This window comes from Paenibacillus sp. LBL, assembly GCF_029893715.1.
Taxonomy (GTDB): Bacteria; Bacillota; Bacilli; order Paenibacillales; family Paenibacillaceae; genus Paenibacillus_AQ; species Paenibacillus_AQ glucanolyticus.
In genome coordinates this window covers 34630-60074 of sequence record NZ_JARXYU010000013.1, presented here as the reverse complement: position 1 = coordinate 60074, position 25445 = coordinate 34630, and the positions used below count along the sequence as shown (strand labels likewise).

The 25445-nt window shown below is 48.0% G+C and carries 21 protein-coding genes; 3 read left to right on the top strand and 18 right to left on the bottom strand.

What is annotated here, in order from left to right; genetic code table 11:
* Positions 1–94: 94 nt before the first annotated feature.
* On the bottom strand, positions 95–1477 hold the full coding sequence (locus M2277_RS22855) for a polysaccharide deacetylase family protein (RefSeq protein ID WP_063478886.1): 1383 nt from the start codon (positions 1475–1477) through the stop codon (positions 95–97).
* 142 nt (positions 1478–1619) lie between these two features.
* On the opposite strand from M2277_RS22855, the gene M2277_RS22850 reads away from it, so the two are divergent.
* A complete protein-coding gene (locus M2277_RS22850; RefSeq protein WP_006208878.1) occupies positions 1620–2789 on the top strand; it encodes an AI-2E family transporter in 1170 nt (389 codons plus the stop codon).
* Here M2277_RS22850 and M2277_RS22845 read toward each other — a convergent pair.
* The 14 genes from M2277_RS22845 to M2277_RS22780 all read right to left on the bottom strand — a co-directional run bounded on the left by M2277_RS22845 (position 2732) and on the right by M2277_RS22780 (position 18419).
* The gene (locus M2277_RS22845) at positions 2732–4528 is read right to left on the bottom strand and encodes a peptidoglycan D,D-transpeptidase FtsI family protein (RefSeq protein ID WP_063478885.1); all 1797 of its coding nucleotides are present in this window, start codon (positions 4526–4528) and stop codon (positions 2732–2734) included. The genes M2277_RS22850 and M2277_RS22845 overlap by 58 nt on opposite strands.
* Positions 4529–4697: 169 nt before the next feature.
* Complete coding sequence (locus tag M2277_RS22840) at positions 4698–6872, bottom strand: methyl-accepting chemotaxis protein (RefSeq protein WP_280755577.1); 2175 nt, start codon at positions 6870–6872, stop codon at positions 4698–4700.
* Positions 6873–7086: 214 nt separating this feature from the next.
* Positions 7087–8430 carry a peptidase U32 family protein gene (locus tag M2277_RS22835; protein ID WP_280755576.1) on the bottom strand — a complete coding sequence of 448 codons (1344 nt, stop codon included), beginning with the start codon at positions 8428–8430 and terminating at the stop codon, positions 7087–7089.
* 12 nt (positions 8431–8442) lie between these two features.
* Positions 8443–9375: a peptidase U32 family protein gene (locus M2277_RS22830; protein ID WP_006208874.1), complete on the bottom strand. Its 933-nt coding sequence runs from the start codon at positions 9373–9375 to the stop codon at positions 8443–8445.
* A 76-nt stretch (positions 9376–9451) separates the two neighbouring features.
* A complete protein-coding gene (gene mltG, locus M2277_RS22825; RefSeq protein WP_280755600.1) occupies positions 9452–10495 on the bottom strand; it encodes an endolytic transglycosylase MltG in 1044 nt (347 codons plus the stop codon).
* Between the two features lie 95 nt (positions 10496–10590).
* On the bottom strand, positions 10591–10902 hold the full coding sequence (locus tag M2277_RS22820; RefSeq protein ID WP_006208872.1) for a DUF1292 domain-containing protein: 312 nt from the start codon (positions 10900–10902) through the stop codon (positions 10591–10593).
* Positions 10902–11204, bottom strand: a complete 303-nt coding sequence (locus M2277_RS22815) for a DUF1292 domain-containing protein (protein WP_006208871.1) — start codon at positions 11202–11204, stop codon at positions 10902–10904. Before M2277_RS22815 ends, M2277_RS22820 begins: the two co-directional genes overlap by 1 nt.
* A gap of 17 nt (positions 11205–11221) precedes the next feature.
* The gene (gene ruvX, locus M2277_RS22810; protein ID WP_006208870.1) at positions 11222–11635 is read right to left on the bottom strand and encodes a Holliday junction resolvase RuvX; all 414 of its coding nucleotides are present in this window, start codon (positions 11633–11635) and stop codon (positions 11222–11224) included.
* Positions 11636–11647: 12 nt separating this feature from the next.
* Positions 11648–11908 carry an IreB family regulatory phosphoprotein gene (locus M2277_RS22805; protein ID WP_006208869.1) on the bottom strand — a complete coding sequence of 87 codons (261 nt, stop codon included), beginning with the start codon at positions 11906–11908 and terminating at the stop codon, positions 11648–11650.
* A 210-nt stretch (positions 11909–12118) separates the two neighbouring features.
* Entirely contained in the window at positions 12119–14746 is a 2628-nt protein-coding gene (alaS, locus tag M2277_RS22800) for an alanine--tRNA ligase (RefSeq protein WP_280755575.1), read from the bottom strand.
* Between the two features lie 417 nt (positions 14747–15163).
* Positions 15164–16231, bottom strand: coding sequence for an AI-2E family transporter (locus M2277_RS22795; RefSeq protein ID WP_006208866.1), 1068 nt, complete (start codon positions 16229–16231; stop codon positions 15164–15166).
* Between the two features lie 158 nt (positions 16232–16389).
* On the bottom strand, positions 16390–16599 hold the full coding sequence (locus tag M2277_RS22790; protein WP_006208865.1) for a hypothetical protein: 210 nt from the start codon (positions 16597–16599) through the stop codon (positions 16390–16392).
* Between the two features lie 11 nt (positions 16600–16610).
* The gene (locus M2277_RS22785) at positions 16611–17132 is read right to left on the bottom strand and encodes a PRC-barrel domain-containing protein (protein ID WP_006208864.1); all 522 of its coding nucleotides are present in this window, start codon (positions 17130–17132) and stop codon (positions 16611–16613) included.
* A gap of 141 nt (positions 17133–17273) precedes the next feature.
* The gene (locus tag M2277_RS22780) at positions 17274–18419 is read right to left on the bottom strand and encodes a cysteine desulfurase family protein (RefSeq protein ID WP_280755574.1); all 1146 of its coding nucleotides are present in this window, start codon (positions 18417–18419) and stop codon (positions 17274–17276) included.
* A gap of 508 nt (positions 18420–18927) precedes the next feature.
* Between M2277_RS22780 and M2277_RS22775 the strand changes: the two genes are divergently transcribed.
* Complete coding sequence (locus tag M2277_RS22775; protein ID WP_006208862.1) at positions 18928–19791, top strand: hypothetical protein; 864 nt, start codon at positions 18928–18930, stop codon at positions 19789–19791.
* Between the two features lie 765 nt (positions 19792–20556).
* On the opposite strand, the gene cymR is transcribed toward M2277_RS22775, so the two are convergent.
* The gene (gene cymR, locus M2277_RS22770; protein ID WP_006208860.1) at positions 20557–20976 is read right to left on the bottom strand and encodes a cysteine metabolism transcriptional regulator CymR; all 420 of its coding nucleotides are present in this window, start codon (positions 20974–20976) and stop codon (positions 20557–20559) included.
* Positions 20977–21278: 302 nt separating this feature from the next.
* Between cymR and mnmA the strand changes: the two genes are divergently transcribed.
* Positions 21279–22388, top strand: a complete 1110-nt coding sequence (gene mnmA, locus M2277_RS22765) for a tRNA 2-thiouridine(34) synthase MnmA (protein WP_280755573.1) — start codon at positions 21279–21281, stop codon at positions 22386–22388.
* Positions 22389–22476: 88 nt separating this feature from the next.
* Here mnmA and nrdG read toward each other — a convergent pair whose 3' ends face one another.
* The gene (nrdG, locus tag M2277_RS22760; RefSeq protein ID WP_006208859.1) at positions 22477–22980 is read right to left on the bottom strand and encodes an anaerobic ribonucleoside-triphosphate reductase activating protein; all 504 of its coding nucleotides are present in this window, start codon (positions 22978–22980) and stop codon (positions 22477–22479) included.
* A complete protein-coding gene (locus M2277_RS22755; RefSeq protein ID WP_280755572.1) occupies positions 22977–25205 on the bottom strand; it encodes an anaerobic ribonucleoside triphosphate reductase in 2229 nt (742 codons plus the stop codon). The genes nrdG and M2277_RS22755 overlap by 4 nt, the downstream gene beginning before the upstream one ends.
* Positions 25206–25445: the final 240 nt, after the last annotated feature.

Sequence of the window (25445 nt, the reverse complement as noted above, 5' to 3'; positions counted from 1 at the left end):
TGAACAGCCTGCGGGAATAACCCCCTTTTTTATATCGATGAACATTCAATGTAATAATCAATCATGATAGCAGTAAAAAGTCCAATCTATCCACTTACATTCCTTGCGATGCGCTGGCAACTGCCAAATCCCCCATCTGTTCCTGCTGCAATTGCTGCGGTTCCTCCTTTGGAGGCTGAACCTGTGTCTTCTTCTCAGCATAACGTTCGATCAGAACGTCCACTGGCATCATGAGCATTTTCGGCTCCATCATCTGGCTTCCTTCCTTCAGGCGGGCCTGACCTTTGGGATGAATAACACTGAGCAGCAGTTTAAGATACAGTCTGGTCGAACTTGCGAACAGCCCCCGCGGTAAATCCATGACATGAAATCCGAACTGCTCCGGTCCCCGTGAAATCATGGTAACGGCATACAAACCTTTGACATCCTTGAATTCGGGACGCTCCAGCACCATATTGGCGAGGGAAGGCAGATCGTTCTGCACGGCGCGAATCATTTTAATCGCAAGCTGCACCTCCGAACGGGAGCGGCTGCCAATCTCGAACAATTTTTTGTTGTCAAAATGAAGCTCAAGGACCTCGTCTCCCTTTTCCAGGCGGCTCCCATCCTCCATCACGACGGTTTTCCCGGCAAACGGCCGTTTACGGAAATGGAGCATCGGGTCTGAAGGAGAGACCGTTTCGAGTGCAAACACGGCATGAAAGACTTTTTCCCACAAAAGCCACAATGAAACCATCACGCGCTTCAGAGGAGACAGCTTCCTCGCTTTCGCTTTGCTCTCCTTAGCCATCATATCGTCGATTCGGATACTTCTCATCCCCTTCTGCTCTGCGGCATTCAGTACACGCTCCAATGCGATGAGCATCTGCTCCGGTGCGTCCGGGTTTGCTCCCATGGTCGTCCCGCAGTCATGAAGCAGCATCACCTCGCCGCCGCGAAGCTTGGCTAGCATTCGCTGAGTCAGTTTGTCAGCGCCGATCTTGCTGCGCCAGTCATTAAACATGGATGACCACAAGATGATGCGACAACCGGTATTCTTGGCAAAATCGAACAGATTCACAATTCCCCAAGGCGGTCGGTAATAACCTGAACGTTCACCAGTTATGGTGTAGATAATATCATCCGTTCGCTTTACTTGCTTACGAACCGTCACAGGTCTCATCAGCCAGTTGCTCTTGTGAACATAGTTATGGATCCCGATCAGATGGCCTTCGTGATGAATGCGTTTTACAACTTCTGGATGTTTCTCTGCATGGGAACCAACCAGGAAAAAGGTCGCTTTCATATCATACTGCTTCAGAAGATCCAGAAGCCTTGGCGTATAGAGAGGATCAGGCCCATCATCAAAGGTTAAGGCGAACTCATTTGTGCCTGTGCCCCTGCGAAATACTCGGAAACCAAATATTCGGGTCAGGATGCCGGGAATAAATGCATAAAAAGATGAAAGGTAAAACAACCATAGCAGTAATGTTTGCATGCTAACTCCCCGCTTTTTCTTTCTTTTTCTAATTAACACACTATTATTATTTTAGCATAGCACTTAAAGAAATAGGCTTTTTTTTCACAAATCGTGTACAATGATATCAATTAATAAAGTATAAAGGAGCCGATATTCCACTATGCTTCCCTTGTATAAAAAATATTGGAGAACCGCTTTCGATATTGGATTAATCGTACTTACGGTTTACCTGGTCATGTACATATTCAGCAAGCTTTACCAGATTGCGGCTCCCGTGTTTTTATCTTTCCTCGTTTTCCTGATTATTGAGCCTTTATCCAAATTCCTGCACCGCAGGGGTCTTCCGAAGCCGTTTGCCGCCGCGATATCCGTTCTGCTCTTCCTGCTGATTATCCTCGGCATCTTGTTCGGAGCAGGGGCACTCATTGTATCGCAGTTCATGAACCTGCAGGAGAATTTGCCGGCTTACACCGCAACGATTCAAAAACATTTCTCCGAGGGTCTGATCTTCCTGCAAAGCAAGCTCGAGGCACTGCCGCCTGATCTGACAGAACGGGTTAACGGCTATTTTCAAGACATTACCGCTTTTGCTCAAGGGGCTGCCGAGTCGTTCTTTCATTATATCGTTGGTTTCATGGGTTCATTCTCCTCGTTCATCACCAGCTTCGGGGTAGCGATCATTCTCGCCTTTTTCCTGAGCATTGAGATTGGCAGCTGGCGGAGAATCGCAAAAGAAAAAACGCCCAAAACCTTCAAGATGGCCTTTGTCTTTCTGAAGGAAAATGTATTTAAGGCGATCGGTTCTTATTTAAAAGCTCAGATGAAGCTGGTCAGCATTACGTTTGTTATTGTATACATAGGGCTGTTGATATTAGGTACAGGCAACTCGCTGTCCATTGCGCTTATCTGTGCTGTATTCGATGTATTGCCGCTGCTGGGTGTTCCCGTTATTCTTATTCCGTGGATTGTTTATTTGTTTATTGTCGGCAATACAGGGCTTGCCATTGGACTAATCGTTCTGCTGGCGGTTGTCATGATCTCCAGACAACTGCTTGAACCGAAGATTACAGGCAACTCAATTGGCGTCTCATCTGCATTTTTGATGTTGTCCTTCATGATGATTTCGCTGTCCATATTTGGAGTTGCCGGTTTGATTCTGGCTCCGATCCTGCTGATTCTCATTAAGGAATTGCTTACACAAGGATACCTGCAGCAATGGATTCATCTGCCGAGAGAAGAATTCGATGTGTCTCCTTGGGACATGTCCCGCTCTTATGCGGAGCCCGAGCCCGAGGGCGATTCAACCGAAGCCAAGAAGTCAGAAACCTGACCGAATATCTCCGTCGCCTGATTGCTGCTGCTTGGACTCCGATTCTCCACCAACACAGCCACAGCGTATCGTGGCTTCTCCACGGGGCCGTAACCGACAAACCACTGGTTGTTTCGGGGACGGCCCTTTACGGTTACCTGAGCCGTTCCAGATTTCCCTGCAAGTGTCCATTTCCGGTTTTTCAAAGAACTGCCTGTCCCCTCTTGAACCACATCCTCCATCCATTCCAGCAGAATGGATGAGGTTTCCCGGGAAATACCTTGTGCTGACTTACGCTCCTTAAGCGGATGGGTATCCTGAAGCAATTGGCCATTAGCGTACCGAATCTGTTGTAGAATACGAGGTTTGGTCTTTACACCGCCGTGAAGCAGAGTCACAATCGCATTTGCCGCCTGCAGCGGGGACACGGCCGCATCCCTTTGCCCTATGCTAGTCTGTACCCTAACCCCTGCATCAGAAGCATCCACGGAGTCCGAGAATACCGTCCCCTTCTCCTCATGGTCCAATGGAACAAAAGAACGAAGACCTAAGAATTCCTGTGATCTCCAGCCCACAGTTTGCCCAAAACCAAGCGCCGATGCCGCATCCGCTATTTGCTGTGCGGATAATCTTTCCGCAAGGGTAGCGAAGACGACATTACATGATTCGGCAAAACCCTCGCGAAGCCCAATCGTTCCATGTCCTCCCTCTTTCCAGCAGGAAAGTCCGAACTTGCCGTATTCGCCGTCACAATGGAAGTGCTCTTCAGGGGAGCTTAAATCATGCTCAAGAATTGCAGATGCCGTGACAATTTTGAAAATGGAGCCAGGAGTTGCCGCTTTCAAGGCACGATTTTCCCACTGCCCGTCCTTTGGATGAATCTGCTCCGGATTATAGAACGGCCTTGAGACCATAGAAACAATATCGGCATTGTGCGCATCCAGTACAACAACGGCCCCTTCCTTCATGCCCGCTTTCTCCGTTATAGCTTCGATCCCTTTTTGAATATCAATATCAATCGTTGTGGATACCCTCAAGGGATAGTACGGATTATCCGGCGCCTTTACCATCGGCTTGATATCCTGTATCACCTCATTGGTACTGTTGACTGGAAAATAAACGATGGTAGGACCTTCTCCCCGTATCAGTGAATCCATCGTTTTCTCCAAACCGCTCGTCCCCGTAACCTCCGGATAATCACGAAAAAACAGATTCTCCTTCCGCTGGCCGGATACAAAACCAAGCCACTGCATGCCCGATTGGCGATTGCCGTAGCGCTGCTCATAAGGAAGAACCTTCAGTTTGGGAAGTTCAAGCTCTTGGATCTGCTGGATCTGAGCTTTGGTTAGGGTACGAGGAATGACCGTATTCTCTCCATGCCACAACTTCGGCTCCTTTAGCTTGCCCCATGTCTGTACCAAACGATCCTTATTTGTCCCCAGGATGCGGGCCAGCTGAACTAACTGATTATGGGAGTCCTTCAGCTCTTTCTCGCTTACCGGGAACAACACCACTGTCCAAACCAGCTTACCCGTGAGCGGCTTTCCGTTCCGGTCTGTAAATTGACCGCGGCCAGAATCCAGCACAATGCCTCGTTCGCGCTGTATGAGGGAGGCCTCAACCATCGTATGCCGACTGCCGGGGACCCGCTGATGTTTCATCACAAGCTGCACCCATGCGAGTCTTAGGGTCAAAATGGCGATAAGCATCGTCAATATCAGCCATCCGTATGTAATTCGCTTATTTCGGATCAGCCTCATGTCCTGCTCCTCCAATTAGTTCTTTGTTTCTCCATTATTTCCATGTGGAACCTGAATCAATCACATTGAACTGATAGGGGAGGATTATCAGAAGGTAATGAGTGAGCCGGGTAGACAAAAAAGACTGCTCCATCAGTCTTAACTGATAGAGCAGTCTATGAATGGAATATTACAGTCTAAAGCGAGACAAGGTCTCTTTAAGCTCATTCGATACATTTTCCAGCTGTGATGACAGATTAACCAACTGACTGCTAACACTTTGCTGCTCCGTTGAGAGAGAAGCTACCTCTTCGGAAGTCGCCGAGGATTCCTCGGCAACCGCACTGACGTTGCTCATCGCTTCAGAGAGCACATTCTGGGATTCGTTCAGCTCATCAATGGAATGCGTTACAGAATCCAAACGTTCGATAAAGTCTACCATCTGCTGCTGGACGGATACGAAGATGTCATTCGTTTCCTTCACGGCATCCATCTGGCCTTTGAACAGCGGATTTGCATCCAGCAGTACCTGAACGGTTTCATTCATTTCGGTCATGATACGGTCTGTGATCTGGCTAACCATATCTATGGATTGCCTGGACTGGTCCGCCAACTGGCGGATTTCATCGGCGACAACCATAAACCCTTTGCCCGCTGCTCCTGCACGGGCCGCTTCAATCATTGCATTCAAGGAAAGGATGTTCGTTTGCTTCGTGATGTTCTGAAGTACATCCAGCACTTTGACAACCGAAGAAGTCGTTTCCTTCAAGCCATCCACCTTGTGCATCATGGAACGTGTCATATCCTCGGTCTGGTGTGTCTTGTCGAGCAAGTCGCTCAGATGCTTCGTGCCCAGCTCACTGGAGCTTTCCACATGACGGGCCGATTTGCCCATCTCATCGTTAGCCGTAACAACAATTTGCATCTGCTTCGAGATATTGTTGGTCAGATCGCTGCCGCGCTCGGCTTCAACTGCCAAGCTGCTGGCTCCGTTCGCAATCTCCTCGGTGGCAACGGCAATTTCTTTTGCAGAGATGGCCGTTTTCTTCGAGGCATCACTTAACTCTGCAGCCGTCTTGAGTACTTCCTGAGCCGTATTGCTTGTTTGCTGCACGAGGCCGGTAATCTGCTCCATCATATCGTTAAAACTTGCGGAGAGCTGACCGATTTCATCCTGGCTCTTATGGTCTGTGCGAACATTCAGATTACCTTTTGCGCCTTCCTTCATCAGGAGGTTGAGCTTGCCTAATGGACGGGCAATCATTCTCACCATCCAAATACCGATCAGTATGGCGAATATAACGTCAACGGCTGCCACTATCAGCGTAATTGTCAAAATGCTCGTTGCATCCTTCGTCAGTTCACTGGTTTGAACCGATCCCACAAGCTTCCAATCATTGGTGCTCAGCGTATTATAAACGGCCAATACCTGCTTGCCGTTCTCATCCTTGGTTCTTACGTTATCCGTCTTCGTTTCTGCCTTGAATTCCTTTGTAAATGCCCAAGCTGTCTCTGAACCCACGATCGAACTCTCACTGGAGGATACAATCGTGCCCTCTGGGCTGATCAACTGCAGCTGGCCGTTTTCACCCAGGTCAATCCCCTTCAGTTGCGTATCCAGTACGGAAGCGTTAAGTTCAAACATAACAACGTACGTAGAAGTCAGATCATTCATTGATCCAAGAGAGCGTGCAATCGTAAAGTACGGAGCTCCGCTGTTCTGCGTTGTTGGCAGCCACACAATCTTTTTGTCGCCATCCTTCAGCTCTGTATACCAGCTTTGTTCAAGCACGGTTTTGGAGGTCTCCGAGGTTTGCCCCGCCGAGATCATCTTCTCACCTTTGTCAGGGATCAGATAAATAGCCCTGATGGACGAATCTGACGTGATTTGGTTAGATAGTTTATCCCGAATGCTGCGTTCTACGGTAAACGAATCATAATCACTCAAGTTTTTATCCGAGTACTCTGACAACAGCTTCTGCAGTTCAATATCATAGAAAATTTGCCGTCCAGCGTTCTCGTACTTATCCAAGATGATGTCGATTTTCTCAGAAGTTTGAATGATCGTCTGCTGATTGCCGTTGGCAGCATTCTTCTCAATGGTGCTCTTCGCTTTACTGTAAGAGAGATAACCCAACACGATAACAAAAAATACGATCGCTGACAAAAAGATTAAAAACAACCGGATCCCTACGGATTTTGCCGGGTTCACAGGCATTCGGCTGATGGCCGTTCCCATGTTTGAAATGAACGACTTTGCATTATGTATTCCCGTTGATGCCGAAGGTGCTTTCTTTTTCTCTTTGTTTCCCCCGAGCTTCTTGTCTCTTTTCGGCTTCTTATCATGCTGTTCGACTTCTGACATTAGCTGTTCACCTACCACAATCATAATATTAATACGCCGGCTAATCTCTTGAACGTATTCGTTACTTTTTATTTCGACAATTGGAGGTGTTTTCCTTTGGGTTTTCGCAAAAAAATAATCCATTACTCCTAATTTTTTTGAAAATAAAAAGAATCCAAGGTCCATCCACGGACCCGGATTCTCATATGTGTAGTTATATAGAACTATATCTTTTTTACCCTTTGCGCTTTCGCATCATATCAAAGTTACGCACCGGCTGATCCACTTGCAAGCGAATAAGCTGTAAGGGATGCCGTGCCGCGTTCAGCTCATTTCCATCCTCATCCTGAATAGGGCCAACTACCTGCTTGAAGAAGGTACCTTCTGGGCCAAAAAACTCAATTTCGTCACCAGGCTTAAAATGGTTTCGCTGCTGTATTACAGCTGTACCTGAGTGCTTGTCATACGCCATAACCAATCCGGCAAAATCATAAGGCACGGCCTTCTCTTCCGGTTCATAGATATGGTCCTCATGATCCGGGGTATCATAGAAGAATCCGGTATTCAGCGGTCGATTGGCCGCTTTGTTGATTTCCTCGATCCATTCCGGCTTCAGCACGTAATGTTCAGGGTCTGCCATATAGGAATCAATCGCCTGTCTGTACACATTAACAACCGTAGCTACGTAATGAATGGATTTCATCCGGCCCTCAATCTTGAAGCTGTCAATGCCGACCTCAATCAGGTCCGGAATATGCTCCAGCATGCAAAGATCCTTCGACCCCATGGTAAATTGGTTGTCCTCCGGTTGAAACAACGGAATCTGTGTAACGCCCGGCTTGAATGGAGACGGCCTCGATGCCCGCTGTTCCATCATCTGCACCTCTTCGGATACCCAGTTGCCGTTATCTTCTCTTCCATCCTCAAACAAATCGTATTTCCAGCGGCAGGATTGGCAGCAGCCGCCCCGGTTGGAGTCACGATCCGTAAAATGATTTGACAACACACAGCGTCCGGAGAAGGAGGAACACATCGCACCATGAATAAAGGCTTCGATCTCAATATCAACATGCTCTTTAATCGTTGCAATTTCTTCTATGCTCGTCTCGCGGCCCAGCACAACCCTTGGTAATCCTTCATCCTTCCAGAACTTCACGGCCTGCCAATTAAGCGTAGACTGTTGTGTGCTCAGATGAACCTCAAGTTTGGGCGCGGCACGCTTGGCAACCTCAATGATGGCCGGATCTGCGGCTATAATCGCTGCGATGCCCGCTTCCTCCAAGCTGCGCAGATAGGATTCAATCCCCTCTACGTCCTCATTATGCGCGTAGATATTGGTTGCCACGAATACTTTAGCACCGTATTTCTTGGCGAACTCCACGCCTTCCTTCATTTCCTCGAAGCTGAAATTGTCCGCGTTCGAACGAAGACCGTATTTCTGTCCTCCAATATAAACTGCATCGGCGCCGTAGTGCACCGCAAATTTCAACTTTTCCAAATTACCAGCCGGGGCGAGCAGTTCTGGCTTGTCCAGGCGATAGCGTTTGCCCTTGTATTTTGGCTGTGCCATTGCTTCCATGCTGTACACTCCTTAATAAACTTGTTCCTTATAGAAAAATCCAAACGATAACTCTCGCTCCGGATCCTGAATGGCACGAATTTCATCCATCCAATCCTCCTGAAATGCATAGGAAGAAGGGTCCGCAGTATATAAATCAATCGCCTTGCGGTAAATGCTTATCACAAGCTTATTATATTGGCGCGGCTTCAGCAGCGTCTCCACCTTAAAGCTGTCAAGACCGGCTGCCATCAACAGATGCAGATCCTCGAGGATACAAATATCCTCCGAACTCATAATATGAGTTCCGTTGACGTCTTCGTAAATGGGATATTTCTCGTCTTGGCGCTCAGCCTCAATGAGAAACAGTCCCCGTTCCTTGTCCAAACTGCCTTCATTTACGGGTCTACCTTGCTGCGACATATAACTGTTCACCAGACGCCGCTTGGAATGGTAGATATTGGTCATGCCATGGACCTGAACCTGTGCTTCCACTTGAAGCAGCGGCTTCATGTCCGTTACTTCATCCATATTTAATTCACGCGCAAGAATGACCCGGGATGCGCCTTTGCTCCCCCAGTAATTGGACGTTGAGTAGTTTGTGGCCGTCATTTCCGCATTCCAGTGCAGTTTAATCTGAGGAGCTAGCTCCTTCACCGCAGTAAGTACGGACGGATCGTTAAACTCCACCGCATCCACGCCGATTTCACCCAGTGCCTTGACATAAGCAGGAAGCTCAGGCAGCAAATCATTGGTCATCAGGTTATTTAAGCTTACATACACTTTACTTCCCTGTCCATGCGCATGCTGGACTACTTGACGAATGTCGTTCAAGGTCAGACTGCCGGGCAGACGCATGCCAAAACGATCTTCACCAACCAGCAAAGCATCCGCTCCCGCTTCCAGGTAAGCAGCAGCATCTTCCAAGGAACCAGCAGCCGCCAATAATTCAGGTTTGATACTCATGAAATATTTCCTCCCTATTCGGGGTTGTCCAAAAAGGATCCTGTCTATTGAATTCGGATCTTTTGATCAAGTCATATTATGGTTGTGCCATTTTCTTACTCTTCTCAATGTTTTTCAAATGCTCTTTATACGTTTTAGCAAACAAATGCTCTTGCGTACCGTCTTTCTTGGTTACGTAGAACAAATAGTCTGATTTCTCCGGATTCAGAGCGGCCTGAATGGACTCCAAACTCGGGCTCGAGATTGGACCGGGCGGCAGCCCCTTTTGTCGGTAGGTGTTATACGGGCTTTCAACCTCCAGATCAGCATAAAGCAACCGTTCCTTCGGTTTATCTAACAGGTATTGAACAGTCGCATCAATCTCAAGCCGCATATCTTCTTCCAGCCTGTTATAGATAACGCCGGCTACAAGAGCTCTCTCCTGTTCTGCAACCACTTCCCGCTCAACCAGTGAAGCAATGGTCATGAGCTCATGGAACGTCACGCCGCGTGCCTCCAGTTGGCTCTGCAAATCAGGAATTTCCGCAAGACGTTTCTCGGTTTCCTTGAGCATGGTCTCCACAATGCCTTTAGCTGTTAGATCCTTCTTCGGCACATCGTAGGTTGCAGGAAACAAATAGCCCTCCAGATGGTGCCTGAGATCCGTTCCTTCCGGGATCTCACCTACAATCGGTACGTCCCAACCGGTAGTCTGATCCACAGCATCCAGAAATTCCTTCTCATCGATTCCGCTCTCACGAGCGATGGTTTCTGCCATCTGGAGAATGGTGTAACCCTCAGGAATGGTGAACCGGACCATTTCCTCCGCCTTCACTTCACCGTTGCTCATCTTGGACAGCAGCTCCTTGAAGGGGGTTCCCGGTGTAGCCTCATATGTGCCGGCCATAAGCCGGCTGCCTTCGTTCGTAATCTTCAGATAACCTTTAAGTATAAGGGCGTTCTTGATCAGACCCTTGCCCTCAAGCAGATCGGCAATGGATGATGTGCTCATTCCGGACTCCACCGTGAATTCAACCGGTGTTTCAGAGGTTGTAACAGGCTGTAAACCGTTCCAAATGTAGAACAAGCCTCCGCCGGCAATAAGGATCAGAACCAATACCGCAATAGCCAGTTTCTTCAATCTACTCATCCCTTCACACCAAAAGGGGCGGACAAGCTCCGCCCCTTCCTGAACTTTCATTTGAAAACGTAAGCACGTGCCTCTTACGAGAACAATTAATCCTCGTCTCCCTCGGGAAACGTCAGCTCATCGTACAGCTCCGATACGTTCTCCCATTCCTCGTCATCATCGATGGTTGAGAGTTCCAATCCGCCATCCGCATCCTTTACGATACGAAGCACCTCGTACTCCTCATCCGTACGGTCCGGCTGAACCAGAATGGCATATCCTTGGCCATCCACTTCAAATTCGGCGGCAATATCATATACCTCGATATGGCCTTTGTCGTCCTCAAGCTCCACACTCTCACCGAATGCTTCCTTAAGTACTTGGGTCCATACGATATTTTCAACCGAAAAATCAGTCATCATTCGTCTCTCCCGTCCAGCTCATCCACGAGCGTATTGAAGGTTTCCTCAACAATGGCCCATTCTTCATCGTCTTCAATCATAAACAATTTCAGATCTTCTCCATCTTCCTCATAACGGAAGGCGTAGACCTCGTCTGTTTCTTCGTCTGCGGACTCTCTTGGTACAACCATCATATATTTAGCATCCGAGCCATCAACCTCGAATTTCATGATGACTTCGAATTCTTCCTCGTTGCCTTCATCATCGGGAATATAAATAATTTCCGGTTCTTCTTCCATACCAATATGCTCATTAGCCATTGTTATCACCCTCACCTTTACCTTTTAGAATCCAAGTAGTTTTGCAAAATCAAGCTTGCCGCCATCTTATCTACAACCTGTTTTCGCTTCTTTCGGCTGACATCGGCTTCAAGCAATGTCCTTTCAGCGGATACTGTTGATAGCCGTTCATCCCAAAGGTGAACGGGCAAGGATAGGGACTCTCGCAATGTATTTGCGAATTCCATGCAGATTTCGCCCCGTGGACCAATCGTGCCATTCATATTTTTAGGCAAGCCGACTACAACCTCACCGACCTCGTTCTCTTTGACGAGTGTGGCAATCCTGACCAGCTCACCTTCATCACGGCGGCGTTCGATAACTTCAACCCCTTGGGCCGTCCATCCGAACACATCGCTTATGGCAACACCGATTCTGCGGTCCCCGTAATCTAATCCCATGATTTTCTTCATCCCTGTGTACTCCTAACGGTGACTGGCTAAATAGAACCGGACCAGTTCTTCAATCAATTCATCTCGCTCTTTCTTCCGGATCAAACTTCTGGCATTATTGTGCCGAGGTATATAAGCTGGATCCCCGGACAAAAGATACCCTACGATTTGGTTAATCGGATTGTACTCCTTCTCTACCAGCGAATCATATACCGAAAGTAGAATGTCCTGGGCGGAAGCCTCCTTCTCATCACCTTTTACATTGAACTTGACTGTCTTATCCATGGAGTCCATGTGTGACACACCTCGCTTCTTCAAAGAACATGATTTACCATGCTTCGTCGAATAAATATTTACCAGCTTGATCTAGTTATATCATAACATAACCCTAAGTCTCTACGGAAATCCAAAGCGAAATATTTAGGAAGTGTTCCAAAAAATTCAGGATTGTGTACAGCAAAAATATTGATTCCGGTTTGCTGTACACAATCTGGACAAGAAAGGTTATACGCCCTTGGCCACAAGTTCCTCTGCGTGCTGCAGCGCTTGGGCAAGCTTGGAAGCATCCTTGCCTCCGGCTTGCGCCATATCCGGACGGCCGCCACCGCCACCGCCGCATACCGAAGCCACTTCCTTAACGAGCTTGCCTGCATGGTAGCCCTTTTTCACCAGATCCTGCGGAACAGCTACAACAAAATTCACCTTGTCGTCTGCCTTGGAACCGAGTACCAGAATGGCATCCGGCAATTTGCCTTTCAATTCGTCGGCGATACCCCGAAGTCCGTCCATGCTGCCTGCCTGTACTTCCACAGCAAGCAGAGGCGTATTTCCAACCTGCTTCACTTTATCGGTCAATTGGCTGGCCTCAATGGCTCCCAACTTGCCTTGCAGGGACTCGTTCTCGCGGGCAAGATCCTTCACTTGTTGATTCAGGCCCTCAATCCGCTTCGGCACATCCGTAAGATTGCTCTTCAGCAGGCCGGCGGCTTGTTTGAGCAGATCCAACTGTTCCTCCAGATGCTCGTAAGCATAGCGGCCCGTTACCGCCTCAATCCGGCGTACGCCCGATCCGATCCCGCTCTCGCCCAGCAGCTTAAAGATTCCGATCTGGGACGTATTCCCCACATGACATCCGCCGCAAAGCTCGATGCTGTAATCGCCGACTTGAACCACTCGGACGATGTCGCCGTACTTCTCTCCGAACAAAGCCATGGCGCCCATTGCTTTTGCTTCGTTAATGCCCTTCCGTTCGATGACAACCGGGATGCTCTTCCATACCTGCTCATTAACCCGGCGCTCAATATCGCCAAGCTCCTCTTGCGTGATGCTGCCAAAATGGGAGAAGTCAAAACGCAGACGCTGCGGCTCAACCAGGGAACCTGCCTGGTTCACATGATCGCCCAACACTTCTTTTAACGCTTTGTGCAGAAGGTGAGTCGCCGTATGGTTCTTGACGATATCATTGCGCATGGAGGCATTCACCTGCGCTGTCACGGTATCGCCCACTTTAAGCTCGCCGAGTTCTACAGTTACAAAGTGTACATGCTGTCCATGAGGAGCCTTGAAGAGACCTTCGACTCGGGCACGGACAGATCCGCCCTCCAAAACACCCTGATCGCTCACCTGACCGCCGCTTTCGGCATAGAACGGCGTAGCATCCAGAATGACTTGACAGGTCTGGCCTTCGCTCACGCTGTCGGCAAAACTGTCATCGGACACGATGGCGAGTACTTTCGCCTCGCGAACGGTGTCATTATATCCAACAAATTCACTTTTAACCGTATAATCGGAAAGAACGCCACCTTGTATCTTCATGCTTTCCGTCTCATGACGGGCTGCACGCGCACGATCGCGCTGTTCCTTCATCGCGGCGTCAAAGCCTTCGCGGTCCACGGTCAAACCGTTCTCAGAAGCATAATCTTCCGTCAAATCAAACGGGAAGCCATAGGTATCATACAATTTGAATGCGTCGCTGCCGCTGATCACCGATTTTCCCTGCTTTTTGGCTTCAGCGCTGACCTCCGCCAAGATGCCGAGCCCATCCGAAAGCGTTTTGTGGAACTGTTCCTCTTCCGTCGCAACCACCTTCTCAATGAATGCGCGTTTCTCCACGACCTCCGGGTAGTACACTCCCATAATATCGCCCACGGTTTCAGTCAAGGTGTACATGAACGGTTTGTCCAGCCCCAGCACCTTGCCATAACGCACCGCACGACGGAGCAAACGGCGGATCACGTAACCGCGTCCTTCATTCGAAGGCAACACGCCATCACCTACGGCAAACACAACCGTGCGAATATGGTCGGCAATAACCTTCAGGGCCACATCATACTCAGGAGAATCATTATATTTCACGCCAGCCAGTTCCGCCGTTCTCTGAATAATAGGCTGGAACAAATCGGTGTCGAAGTTGGAGTCTACATTTTGCAGAATGGATGCAAAGCGCTCCAGACCGGCGCCCGTATCAATATTTTTGTTGGGAAGCGGCGTATAACTGCCGTCCTTGTTCAGGTTGAACTGGGTGAATACCAGGTTCCACACTTCAAGCCAGCGTTCATTCTCTCCGCCAGGAAACATCTCCGATTCCGGAGTGCCCTTGCCGTATTCTTCGCCACGGTCATAGAAAATTTCGGTACAAGGGCCGCAAGGACCTTCGCCAATCTCCCAAAAGTTATCCTGCAGCTTAATGATGCGGCTCTCCGGCAGACCTATTTTTTCATTCCACAATTTAAATGCTTCTTCGTCTTCGGGATAAACAGTGACAGAAAGCTTCTCGGGATCGAATCCGATCCACTTCTTGTCGGTCAAAAATTCCCAGGCCCACGTGATAACTTCTTCTTTAAAGTAGTCTCCGATGGAGAAGTTGCCCAGCATTTCAAAAAACGTATGGTGACGGCGCGTCTTGCCGACATTCTCAATATCGTTGGTACGAATACATTTTTGCGAGTTTGCAATTCTCGGATTCTCAGGCTTCACGCGCCCGTCAAAGTAAGGCTTGAGCGGAGCCATACCTGCATTAATCCAGAGCAGGGACGGGTCATTATGCGGTACAAGCGATGCACTCGGTTCAATATTGTGGCCTTTCTCAGCAAAAAACTCCAGCCATTTGGAACGGATTTCACTAGCTTTCATCTCTACACATCCTCCAGTCGTAATATAGGGATCGGATTGACTTGCATCCAAACACAAAAAACGCCCCTGAAATAATTCAGGGACGATGTTCTCGCGGTACCACCCTGGTTATCGCCCATTTCAGCTCCAGACTGTTCCCTGGAGAAGCACGTGACGATCGCCTTGTTGCAGCTTGATAACGGGGGCCAGCCGGTGAATTTGACTCACACTCAAAAATTAGCTGTTCAGCTTGGGACACTTCCAGGTTCTCGCAGCCAGACGGATGATTGCCCGTAAGGAACCTGTTCTCTGAGCAAGGTACTCTAAGCCTACTTGATTTTCTCATCGATTTGTACGGTTATGGATCTAACATTTCAAGTATATCTAGGGTGAATCTATCTGTCAATGCAGGAGCATGACAAGTCTGTATTGGAGCAATCAGCCTGATTTCCTTCTTACATAATAGGCAAAAAAATGCTGCAGCAGCACTTTGATGACAGCAAAAACGGGCACAGCCAAAATCAAGCCCACCGTTCCTGCCAACTGCCCCCCGACTAACAGGGCAAAAATGATCAACAGTGGATGCATATGCAGCTTTTTTCCCACCACTTGGGGTGAAATGACGTTGCTCTCCAGCGTCTGACAGATCATATTCACAACCACCACAAGCAGCACCATCTTCCATGAAATGGTGGATGCCATCACAAGCGCAGGAGCCGCGCCGAGAAAAGGGCCTAAATACGGAATGATGTTGAACACCGCCACGATGCTGGCCAGCAGCAGTGCGTAAGGCATGCCCACGATAATATACCCCACGTAAGCCAGAACGCCGATGATCAAGCACACCAGAAACTGCCCGCGGACATAATTCCCAAGCGCCGTGTCGATCTCCTTAAGCAGCATGACAATTGATTTGCGATGACTCCGGGGCAGATACGATACGGCGGTTCGCTGGAACACCTCAAAATCTTTTAATATGTAAAAGATCAGGAACGGAACAATCAATACATTAAACAGGATGTTGATGGTGTTGCCGATATTGTCCATAAAAGCCGTGATGCCGCCAGCGAGCCTCGATTCCATCTGAAAGAACCAGCTGTTCATCCCCGTGCGAACCCCAGGCGGCAGCAGCCTGCTATCCAGATTGGTCATGAGACTTTGAGCATTCATTGTTAATTCGGGCAGATGCTCATTAAGCTCTTCCAGCTGCCGAATCAGCATCGGAATCATATTAATCAGAATGACCGCGAGCGAGGTCAGAAAGACGGCATAAATGATCAGCACGGCCATGCTGCGGGGAACTTTGCGGTCGGAGAGCATGCATACAACCGGATTGAGCACATAAGATATGATCATGGCAACCAGAAATGGTGCCAGAACAGCCTTGAGAAATCGATAGACATCCAGAAACAGCGGACGCAGCAGCCAGACAAAGTAAAGAGAGATCAATCCAAGCATCAACCATACCAATAATCGAAACCACTTGCTCTCCGTCAGCTGTTCCACAGGGTACCCTCCTTTTTCGCAAGCTATCCTGTAGTATATGTACAAGCTTCCAGAAATAAACTAAGATTTCCAGCAGCGGACATGAAAAAAGACTCCTGCTATACAGCCGCATCGGCCTTTGGCAAGGAGTCGTTTATCTTGTAATATGTACGCGCACTTTAAGAGGACGCGTGTATTTGAGGGAAATCCGGCTGCATTTCATCGCCGAAGAACAGGTCATCCAGCGAGCTGAGCGTGCCGTCCTCTTCTACTTGGTATACTGACATTTTCTCTCCGTTGACTGTCAATTCGATAAAGCAACCCCAGCAATAAAACTGGTGGGAGCCAATCTTTCCGATATCTTTGGAACTACAGTTTGGACATTTCATCCTACCTCACCCTATCCGTTCACAGAATTAATGGCTTTTTCCAGACGCTGTTCGCTCATCGGGGGTACCATGACGGCACTCTCGCCGATAGCCATTTCCGCTGTGCAAGGCAGCCATTTGCGACCTTCGATCAAATCCGATACAAATCCATCAGATATTTCTAACCCTAGTATTGTATTGCCCTGTTCCTGCTCAAAATAAACATCCGATATACGTCCAAGCAGGATTCCATCCTCGGTCAAGACCTGCATCTCTTTCAGTTTGCGCTTGCCCAACAGGTACGTAAGCGGTATATCATTGGCGCCCAGCTTTCGGACAGCCTCCTGGTTGCGAATCATGACGGCATCTTCCCCATAGGCTACAATATCTTCCCATGAGACGCTTTTCACATGAGTGGAAAACAAAGCCTTGCCGTCCAGTTCCAATCCGGTGATCAACCAGTTCTCATCTAGTATAAAATCGTGGATTTTGCCGATTTCCTTACCGTTCTCCACGTCGAATACAGCCAGTCCAATCATTTCTTGAAGTTTCATAATACGGTGGACACCTCCTCATCCTCCATGGGTTTAAAATCAACCGCCGGTCAAAACGACATCCGACTAACGGCCAATCTCAAAGGATGAAATGGACGAACGCATACCCCCTTTTCCTTAGAAGGAGAAATCCCTTAACATCTATTTACGTAACCGATTAAGGATGGTTCCAATTTTTTGGGCAGTGTACTCCATTTCTTGAGTAGTATTACCCAAACCGAAACTAAAACGAATCGCAGAGCGCAAAACAGGGTCAGAAAGTTTCATGGATTGGAGTACATGGGATACTTCCAGAGATCCCGACGTGCAGGCTGAGCCGCTTGCTGCCGCAATCCCTTCCATATCGAGGTTCATCAGCATAGACTCCGTGTTGGAACCAGGAAAGCTGATATTTAGGATGTGAGGTAGGTAATGATCCAGGTTTCCGTTGATCACAAAAGAATCCTCGCCAATCTCCTGACGAAGACCCTGAAGCAGGGTTGATCTCAGCCCGCTGTAATGCTGAATACGCTGCTCCATGTTTCTCACGGCCAATTCCACAGCCGCTGCAAAACCGGCTATTCCAGCCATATTCTCGGTTCCGGCACGACGTTTCTTCTCCTGCAGCCCTCCGAACAGGCGTGGGGATACACTGAGTCCTCTGCGGACAACCAAAGCCCCAACGCCCTGCGGCCCGTTGATTTTGTGAGCGGAGAAGCTCCACATATCCACCGGCAGGTCGCGGCATGAGATTGCCTCTGAGCCCAGAGCTTGCACAGCATCACTGTGGAACACAATTCCCCGGCTGCGGCATACCTCGCCGATCTCAGCAATCGGTTGAACAGTGCCTACTTCATTATTACCGTACATAATCGTCACAAGCACCGTGTTGTCTTTGATCGCGCCGACAATGTCCTCCACGGACACACGCCCTGTACTGTCTACAGGGACATAGGTCACCTCACAGCCCTGCCGTTCCAGCTCATGGCATGTATGAAGCACTGCATGGTGCTCGATCGCTGATGTAATGACGTGTTTGCCCTTCGTTCCGAGCGATTCCAGCATTCCCAAAATAGCCAGATTATCGCTTTCGGTTCCGCCTGCGGTAAACACCAGCTCGTCCGACTGGCATCCTAAAAGGGCCGCGATTTGATCACGCGCCCCGCTTATAATCTTCTTCGCTTCTCGTCCAAAGGCATGGACGCTTGAAGCGTTGCCGTATTGGCCTGTCATCACATTCATCATCCGCTGGGCAACTTCCGGGTGCACCGGAGTTGATGCGGCATGATCCAGATATATCGATTTCATAATAGGTCACCCTTAAATGTACAACATATATCTGACAGGATCTACAAGACTAAAGTTCATTCTACAACAACCCTTTCAGATTCAAGATTTTAGTGTCTTCTATAATAGTACAATCTATAAAGACAAACAACAACCTACAAGCTTTTTGTGGTTGAGGTGTGGGTACTAATATTTATTGAAGTGCAATGAAAAAGGACTCCGCCGCTAAGAACTGGAGTCCTTTTTTTTCGATTTCTTTTTGATCAATTTGCCGAAACAATCTCGTCGATCTTAATCCAATGCCATTCTCCCTCAGGCATGGACAACTTGATTTCTCGACTAAACGTGTGGATCAGTACGACAATACCTGTTAACTTGGTGAATAATTGAATTTCCAGTTATTTGGAGTTATTCAAAGTCTAATCTAGTTATTCAGCGGATATAAGAGCTTATTTCTCTTCATCCTCTTTGATGAGTATAAGGAATATTTAGTAAAGTTTATGCAACTTATAGATAAGGAGGAATTACATTGAAGAAAAAGAAGTCAATTATCACTACCCTTGCCATGGTAATGTGTCTCTCGTTCCCAATAGCCACCTCCGCATCAACTACGTATCCAGATTCAACAGTTTCAATTATCTACAATAGCTCTACTGATGTGTACAGAGCAAGTGGCTCGGGAGGCGATGCTACAACACAATTTTTGTTATCCCCCACTGTTGGTTTAAGCAATGGAAAAACTATTTCAACACTTTTCACAATGGAGAACACAAGTCGTGGAGGGATTGTCCCTAGTCACTGGATAGGACTTCCAAACACTCATTTGCAGTTTAAAAACATGTACGCTTCTAGCGGAAATGATTCAGATGCATCAACATGGAGTGTAAATATTTCTGTTAGTGGAACTACCAGTACTTACCGGTATACTTTTGGAGATAATAACACCGGTGATTTCATAAACCCTGGTCAAAGTGTAAACGCTTGGGTAGATTATAACTGGACGGGGACATCAAATACTTCAATCAGCAATCTAATGCTTGCTCATGGAAATGAGAATTGGACATTTCTAAATGGATGGACGGCCTCAGGCTTGTTTGCAATGGACGCACAAATCGGGAGCAAATCAAGTATGTATCTGGAAACTGGTAGCAGACTCTCAGCAGAAAAAAACAATGCTAACGATCTTCCAGATGCTGAATTATTGAACATTAAAGAAGAACGAAAACAATTAGATTTAGCGATTGAATCAGGACAAGCCAAACCGATCAATCCAAAAGTAACAGTAAACGATGAGTCAGGTAGAGAAATCTGGTCGGGTAAAGCTGATGAATGGAATAAAGTCCAAGATGAGGTATTTAAGCAAAATAAGTTAGGAATATATTCAACCAACTAAGATATCAACCTTCATGAACTCTTTTCCTCGGAAATCATACAATGATTTCCGAGGTGCTTTTTTATTTCATTCGTAAGGAGGGGTTAAATAAAATTGAGGAAAATCATCACATTCCTTGTTGTCGGAGTAGTAATGTTTTTTATTTTACTCGCTATTGATCATTCCTACGTATCCATGAACAAATATATTAATGAGCTGTCCCCTGCAGCAAATATGGAGCGTTTGAAAATTATTTTGCTCAGTCTTTGTCTAGGTATTGTTTTCGATTGGTCAAATGTCATTAAGCTTGTAAAAAAGAAAATAAGCATACACTATTCATTAATATTTCCTTTTCTAGTCTCATTATTTTTAGCAATGCTCCCCGCATTCTTTATAGATATTGAACCCTCATTTTTCACAAACATCTTTATGAAATTACACGTTAATATAATATTCGGAATACTGAGTGGTATAATACTTACTAGAATTTTCGTGAAAAATGAATCATAAAAAATAAAGACCCAACATAGGGTCTTTATTTTTTATGTGCTTATGTGGTATTCGATATCCTGCAATACAAAGGGCAGGACCTGAGGAAGATACCGCTACTCCTGCGTAAAGGGATTCTTAACACTTATCTATCTACATGTCACCCAAAATCGTCAGTTAAAAATTGCAGATGATTTTGAATGGGCCTTAAAAACTAAGTGTTGTGGGTAACTTGTGGGTAACGCTTTTCCTCAATAACTCTCAATCCCTTTGAATAGTCGGGATTTCAAATCCCTGTCAAATGTAAAACATGTAATTGTCTGCAGCAGACTGTTCATGATAGTTGATCAGGTAATCCAGAGTTGTGGAATCCAGAACTTCAGCAATGCTGTCGCGGATGCGCAGCCATAGATCCCGCTTCGCCGGATCGTCCTCTTCCGTAAAATCCACAGGGGATATCGGGCCTTCCAGCACGCGAATCACATCACCCGCCGTGATGGTAGCCGGGTCGCGAGAAAGGATATATCCTCCGTACGCGCCGCGAATGCTTTTGACCAAACCCGCATTCCGAAGCGGTGCAATCAATTGCTCCAGGTAATGCTCTGATAGCTGGTTCTTCTCGGCAATGCTCTTCAGTGAGGTTGGGCCTTCGCCAAACTTGGCAGCCAGCTCCATCATAATCGTTAATCCGTATCTTCCTTTAGTTGATATCTTCAAGGGGGTGACACCTCTTTCGGTAATTTGTATATTGTGTTCATCCTGTACATAAATTGTAGGTGGTTGGGTGAAGCGATCATACGGCTCGCACAGCGAAGGATACACCGAATTCTGTGTTTTTCTCCGTATTCCGATCATTACCCTCAGCTTATGGTAACATATCCTGAACCTCAATGGGTAATATTCCAGCTGGAAAACCAAAAAATGTTCACCCTGAGTGGACAAAATGAAGCGTGTGAACCTTGTTCCAATATGTTAAAATACGTCCATGGGCATAATTCAATATGAAAATGGTGATAACGATGGCAAATGAAAATCATAACACTCGTATCGTTGTCGGCATGTCAGGAGGAGTCGACTCCTCCGTAACAGCGCTCCTGCTCAAGCAGCAGGGCTATGAAGTGATCGGCATCTTTATGAAAAACTGGGATGACACCGATGAGCTTGGCTACTGCACAGCCGAAGCGGACGCTGAAGACGTGCGCCGCGTGTGCGAGCAGCTCGACATTCCCTACTATACCGTCAATTTCGAGAAGGAATACTTTGATAAAGTATTTTCCTATTTTCTTGATGAATATAAAGCCGGGAGAACACCGAACCCCGATGTCATGTGCAACCGTGAAATCAAATTCGGTGAATTTCTGAACAAGGCAATGGATCTGGGAGCCGATTATGTGGCCACCGGCCATTATGCCCGTGTCATCGAAGCAAACGGACAATACCGTTTGCTGCGTGGTGTCGACAGCAACAAGGATCAAACCTATTTCCTCAATGCACTGAGCCAGGAGCAGCTCTCCAGAGCGATGTTCCCCATCGGGCATCTGCCTAAGCCGGAAGTTCGCCGTCTCGCAGAGGAAGCAGGACTGTATACCGCCAAGAAAAAAGACAGCACCGGCGTCTGCTTCATCGGAGAACGGAATTTCAAAGAGTTTCTTGGACAATACCTCCCCGCTCAGTCCGGGGATATGGTAGACATTGTAACCGGCGAAGTGAAGGGCCGTCATGACGGTTTGATGTATTACACGCTGGGACAACGCCAGGGTCTGGGAATCGGCGGTTCCGGCAACGGAGAGCCATGGTTTGTTGCCGATAAGGATTTGACTAACAATATTCTTTACGTAGTTCAAGGCGATCATCCGAGTTTGTATTCAACCGGACTCGCTGCCTCCGGAATCAACTGGATTGCAGGTCAAGACGCTATGCCCAAAGACGCCTACACCTGCACAGCCAAATTCCGTTACCGTCAGCCCGATCAGGAAGTAACCATAACCCCGCGCGAAGACGGAACCGTTCATGTTGCTTTTGCCAAGCCGCAAAAGGCAATCACGCCTGGACAAGCCGTCGTCTTCTATCAAGGGGATGAGTGCATCGGCGGTGGAACGATCGAAACGGCGGATAAAGTGCCTTATTGATCGGCTGGTTTAAACTTGAAGAGCACACACTTCACCCGGAAGGTTTCCGTTCCGAGAAGTGTGTGCTCTTTTTATATAAGAAGAAATATTATCGGAGAACCCATTCCACAACGTCTCCATGCTCCACGCTGGCCGCTACATCAATTAATCGCTGATTCGAGCTGCCTCTGAAAGGAAGGGAGACATCTCTCAGCTCCATTTGAAATTTGCCATCCACGATCACGTCGCACAGCAAAGCCAATTCACGCCGCTTCGGCTGCCTCATCAATGCTTCAAAGGTGAATCCCGTATAAGCCCATACATTTTTCCCGGGACACAGCTTCCTGAAGCTGTGCAGAAATGCACTGCATTCCTCCGGAGAGAAGAACGGATCCCCGCCACATAAGGTCAAGCCATCCAGCAATGGATTATCCAACACTTCTTGGAGTATTCTCATGGACATCGCTTCTGTAAACGGTTCCCCTGCTTCAAAATCCCAGGAAGCCGCATTAAAACATCCTTCGCAGGCATGACGGCACCCGCTGACAAAAAGAACGGCCCGAAGCCCGGCTCCTTCATTGATGCTCTCAGGCAAATATCCGCACACATTCACAGATGTTTCACCCGGTCCCTGACCTCAGCCTGCTTGGCGGAATTGAAGCGCTCGGTATAATTGCCGGTTAAATACCCCGTCACCCTGCGCAGCCGCTGGAAGTTCCCATCTGCTTCCGAAGCACCACACCCGGGGCAAGCACTCCCGATAATCCCCTCATAATTGCATGCGGGGCACCGATCGACAGGGTGATTAACAGAGAAATACCCGATATTCTGCTGCAAGGCAAACTGCACGACCTCCCGAAAAGCAGCCGTATTCTGTCTCGCATTCCCATCCAGCTCTACATACGAAATGGCTCCTGCATTACACAGCTCGTGAAAGGGTGCTTCCGAGCGGATTTTTCGATAGGCTGCCATCGGATGGTAAACCGGAATATGAAAGGAATTGGTGTAATACTCGCGATCGGTTACCCCCTTGATCACGCCGAAGGTATGGCGATCCAGCTTCGTGAATTTTCCGGATAACCCCTCTGCCGGTGTTGCAAACAAGGAGATGTTCAGATTGTATCTTTCACTGGCCTCATCGCAAAACTGCCGCATATGCCTTATGATCTCAAACCCCAGCCGGTGGCTGGTCTCATCCTCCCCGTGATGCTGTCCGGTTAACGCCTTCAGGCATTCAGCCAGCCCGATAAATCCAAGCGCAAGGGTGCCGTGTTTGATCAAATCCCGCACCTTGTCCTCCGGTGACAACACTTCGCCGCCTTCCCACACGCCTTCCCGCATCATAAAATCAGATGCTTTAGCCGGTTGATCCGCTTGCAGCTCATAACGATGAATCAGCCCCTCCACCGCAATGGCCATATAATGATCCAGCTGCTTGAAGAAGTGGGTCAGATCCGGTAAGTCCCGCTTCCCTTCGAGTATTCCATGCTCAATGCCAAGCCTGACCAGATTAATGGTGTTGAAGGACAAATTGCCTTTTCCACTCAGGCGATTTCGCCCAAAACGGTCTGCAATCGTCCTTGTTCGGCACCCCATGGTGGCAATGATTGTATCCGGATCGTCCGGGCTGTAGTAGGCAAGGTTAAACGATGCGTCCACATTGACAAAATTCGGGTACAGCCTGCGGCTGGAGCATTCTACAGCTTTCAGGAACAGGTCATAATTGGGATCTCCTTCCCTTTGATTGACCCCTTGCTTGCACTGAAATATATGCTGTGGAAAAATCGGCGTCTCTCCCCCGCCAAGTCCCCTCATCGTGGCGTCAAGCAGGGCATGGGACACCAGACGCCCTTCGGTGGACGTACACATGCCGTAGTTCAGCGAAGTGAAGGGAATCTGACCGCCTGCCCGGCTGCTCATCGTATTCAAATTATGGATCAAGGATTCCGCAGCCTGCTTCACTTCATTCACCGTCTCATTGTAGGCGTATCGGTAAGTTCGAGGGTATGTTTCCTTCAGCTGCTCATTGTCTATGTATAATTCATTGTCCGGAAGAATACCTGCCATCGATGTTCTCTGTGCTGCCTCCTCCAGATAGGCCAAACCCTTGCGAAAATGCCGACGAAAGGATTTACCGACATACGGTGCCAGATCCCAATCGATTTTACTGCCCGAAACACCGCCGAACTGACTGTTTTGCTGGGATTGAAAAATAATGGCTACCAGCGCCATTGCCGTCATAATACTCTGCGGCGGCCGGACGGATCCGTTTCCGGTATTAAAGCCCCGCTCCAAAAGACGATTGAATGGGATGAATATACAGTTCGTCGTTCCGAGCGCATACTGATCCAGATCATGCACATATACATAACCGTCCTTGACAGCTCTCATAAGCTCCGCCGGGAGAACGAAATGACTTGCCATCCACTTGGCATATTCGGAGCCGATACGGCTCATTTTTCCGCTGAAGGAATCCCCGTTCAGATTTGCATTCTCCCGCAGCAGATCGAGATTGGCTACCCCAATCACATCCCTGCTGATTTTGTACAGCTCCCCCCGGCGAACCCGCTCCAGGTCACGGATTTCCCTGTATTGCTGATAGGCCGCGGCTACCTCTGTATAACCGCTGCTCTGCAAATGTTCAACCACGATGTCCTGAATCTCCTCCACCGTCACCTGATCCATTCCCGCCGCTATATGGGCTGCCCGAACGCCAATCTCTAACGCAGCTTGCTCCCGGGAAGCACCCTCTACCGCTATAAATGCTTTATCCACCGCCTTCACAATCCGGCTCATCTCAAAATTCACCAGGCATCCGTCTCTCTTCATGACTTTCATGAATTCGGTCAACTCCTTATAGATAGATCAAGATCACTATCACACTATATATAGTTTCGTTAAACAAATTTACATCTATATATAGTTTGGCGCTGTGATATAGATCACGGTTCAGGAGAGAGTCATGTAGGGAAAATGACAAATGAGAAAGAAGACCGCCCAAGCAGCCAGCTTGCCGAAGTAAATCCGGCGAACGAAAAAGATGCCACCTACGATTCATGAATCGCAAGCGGCATCTTC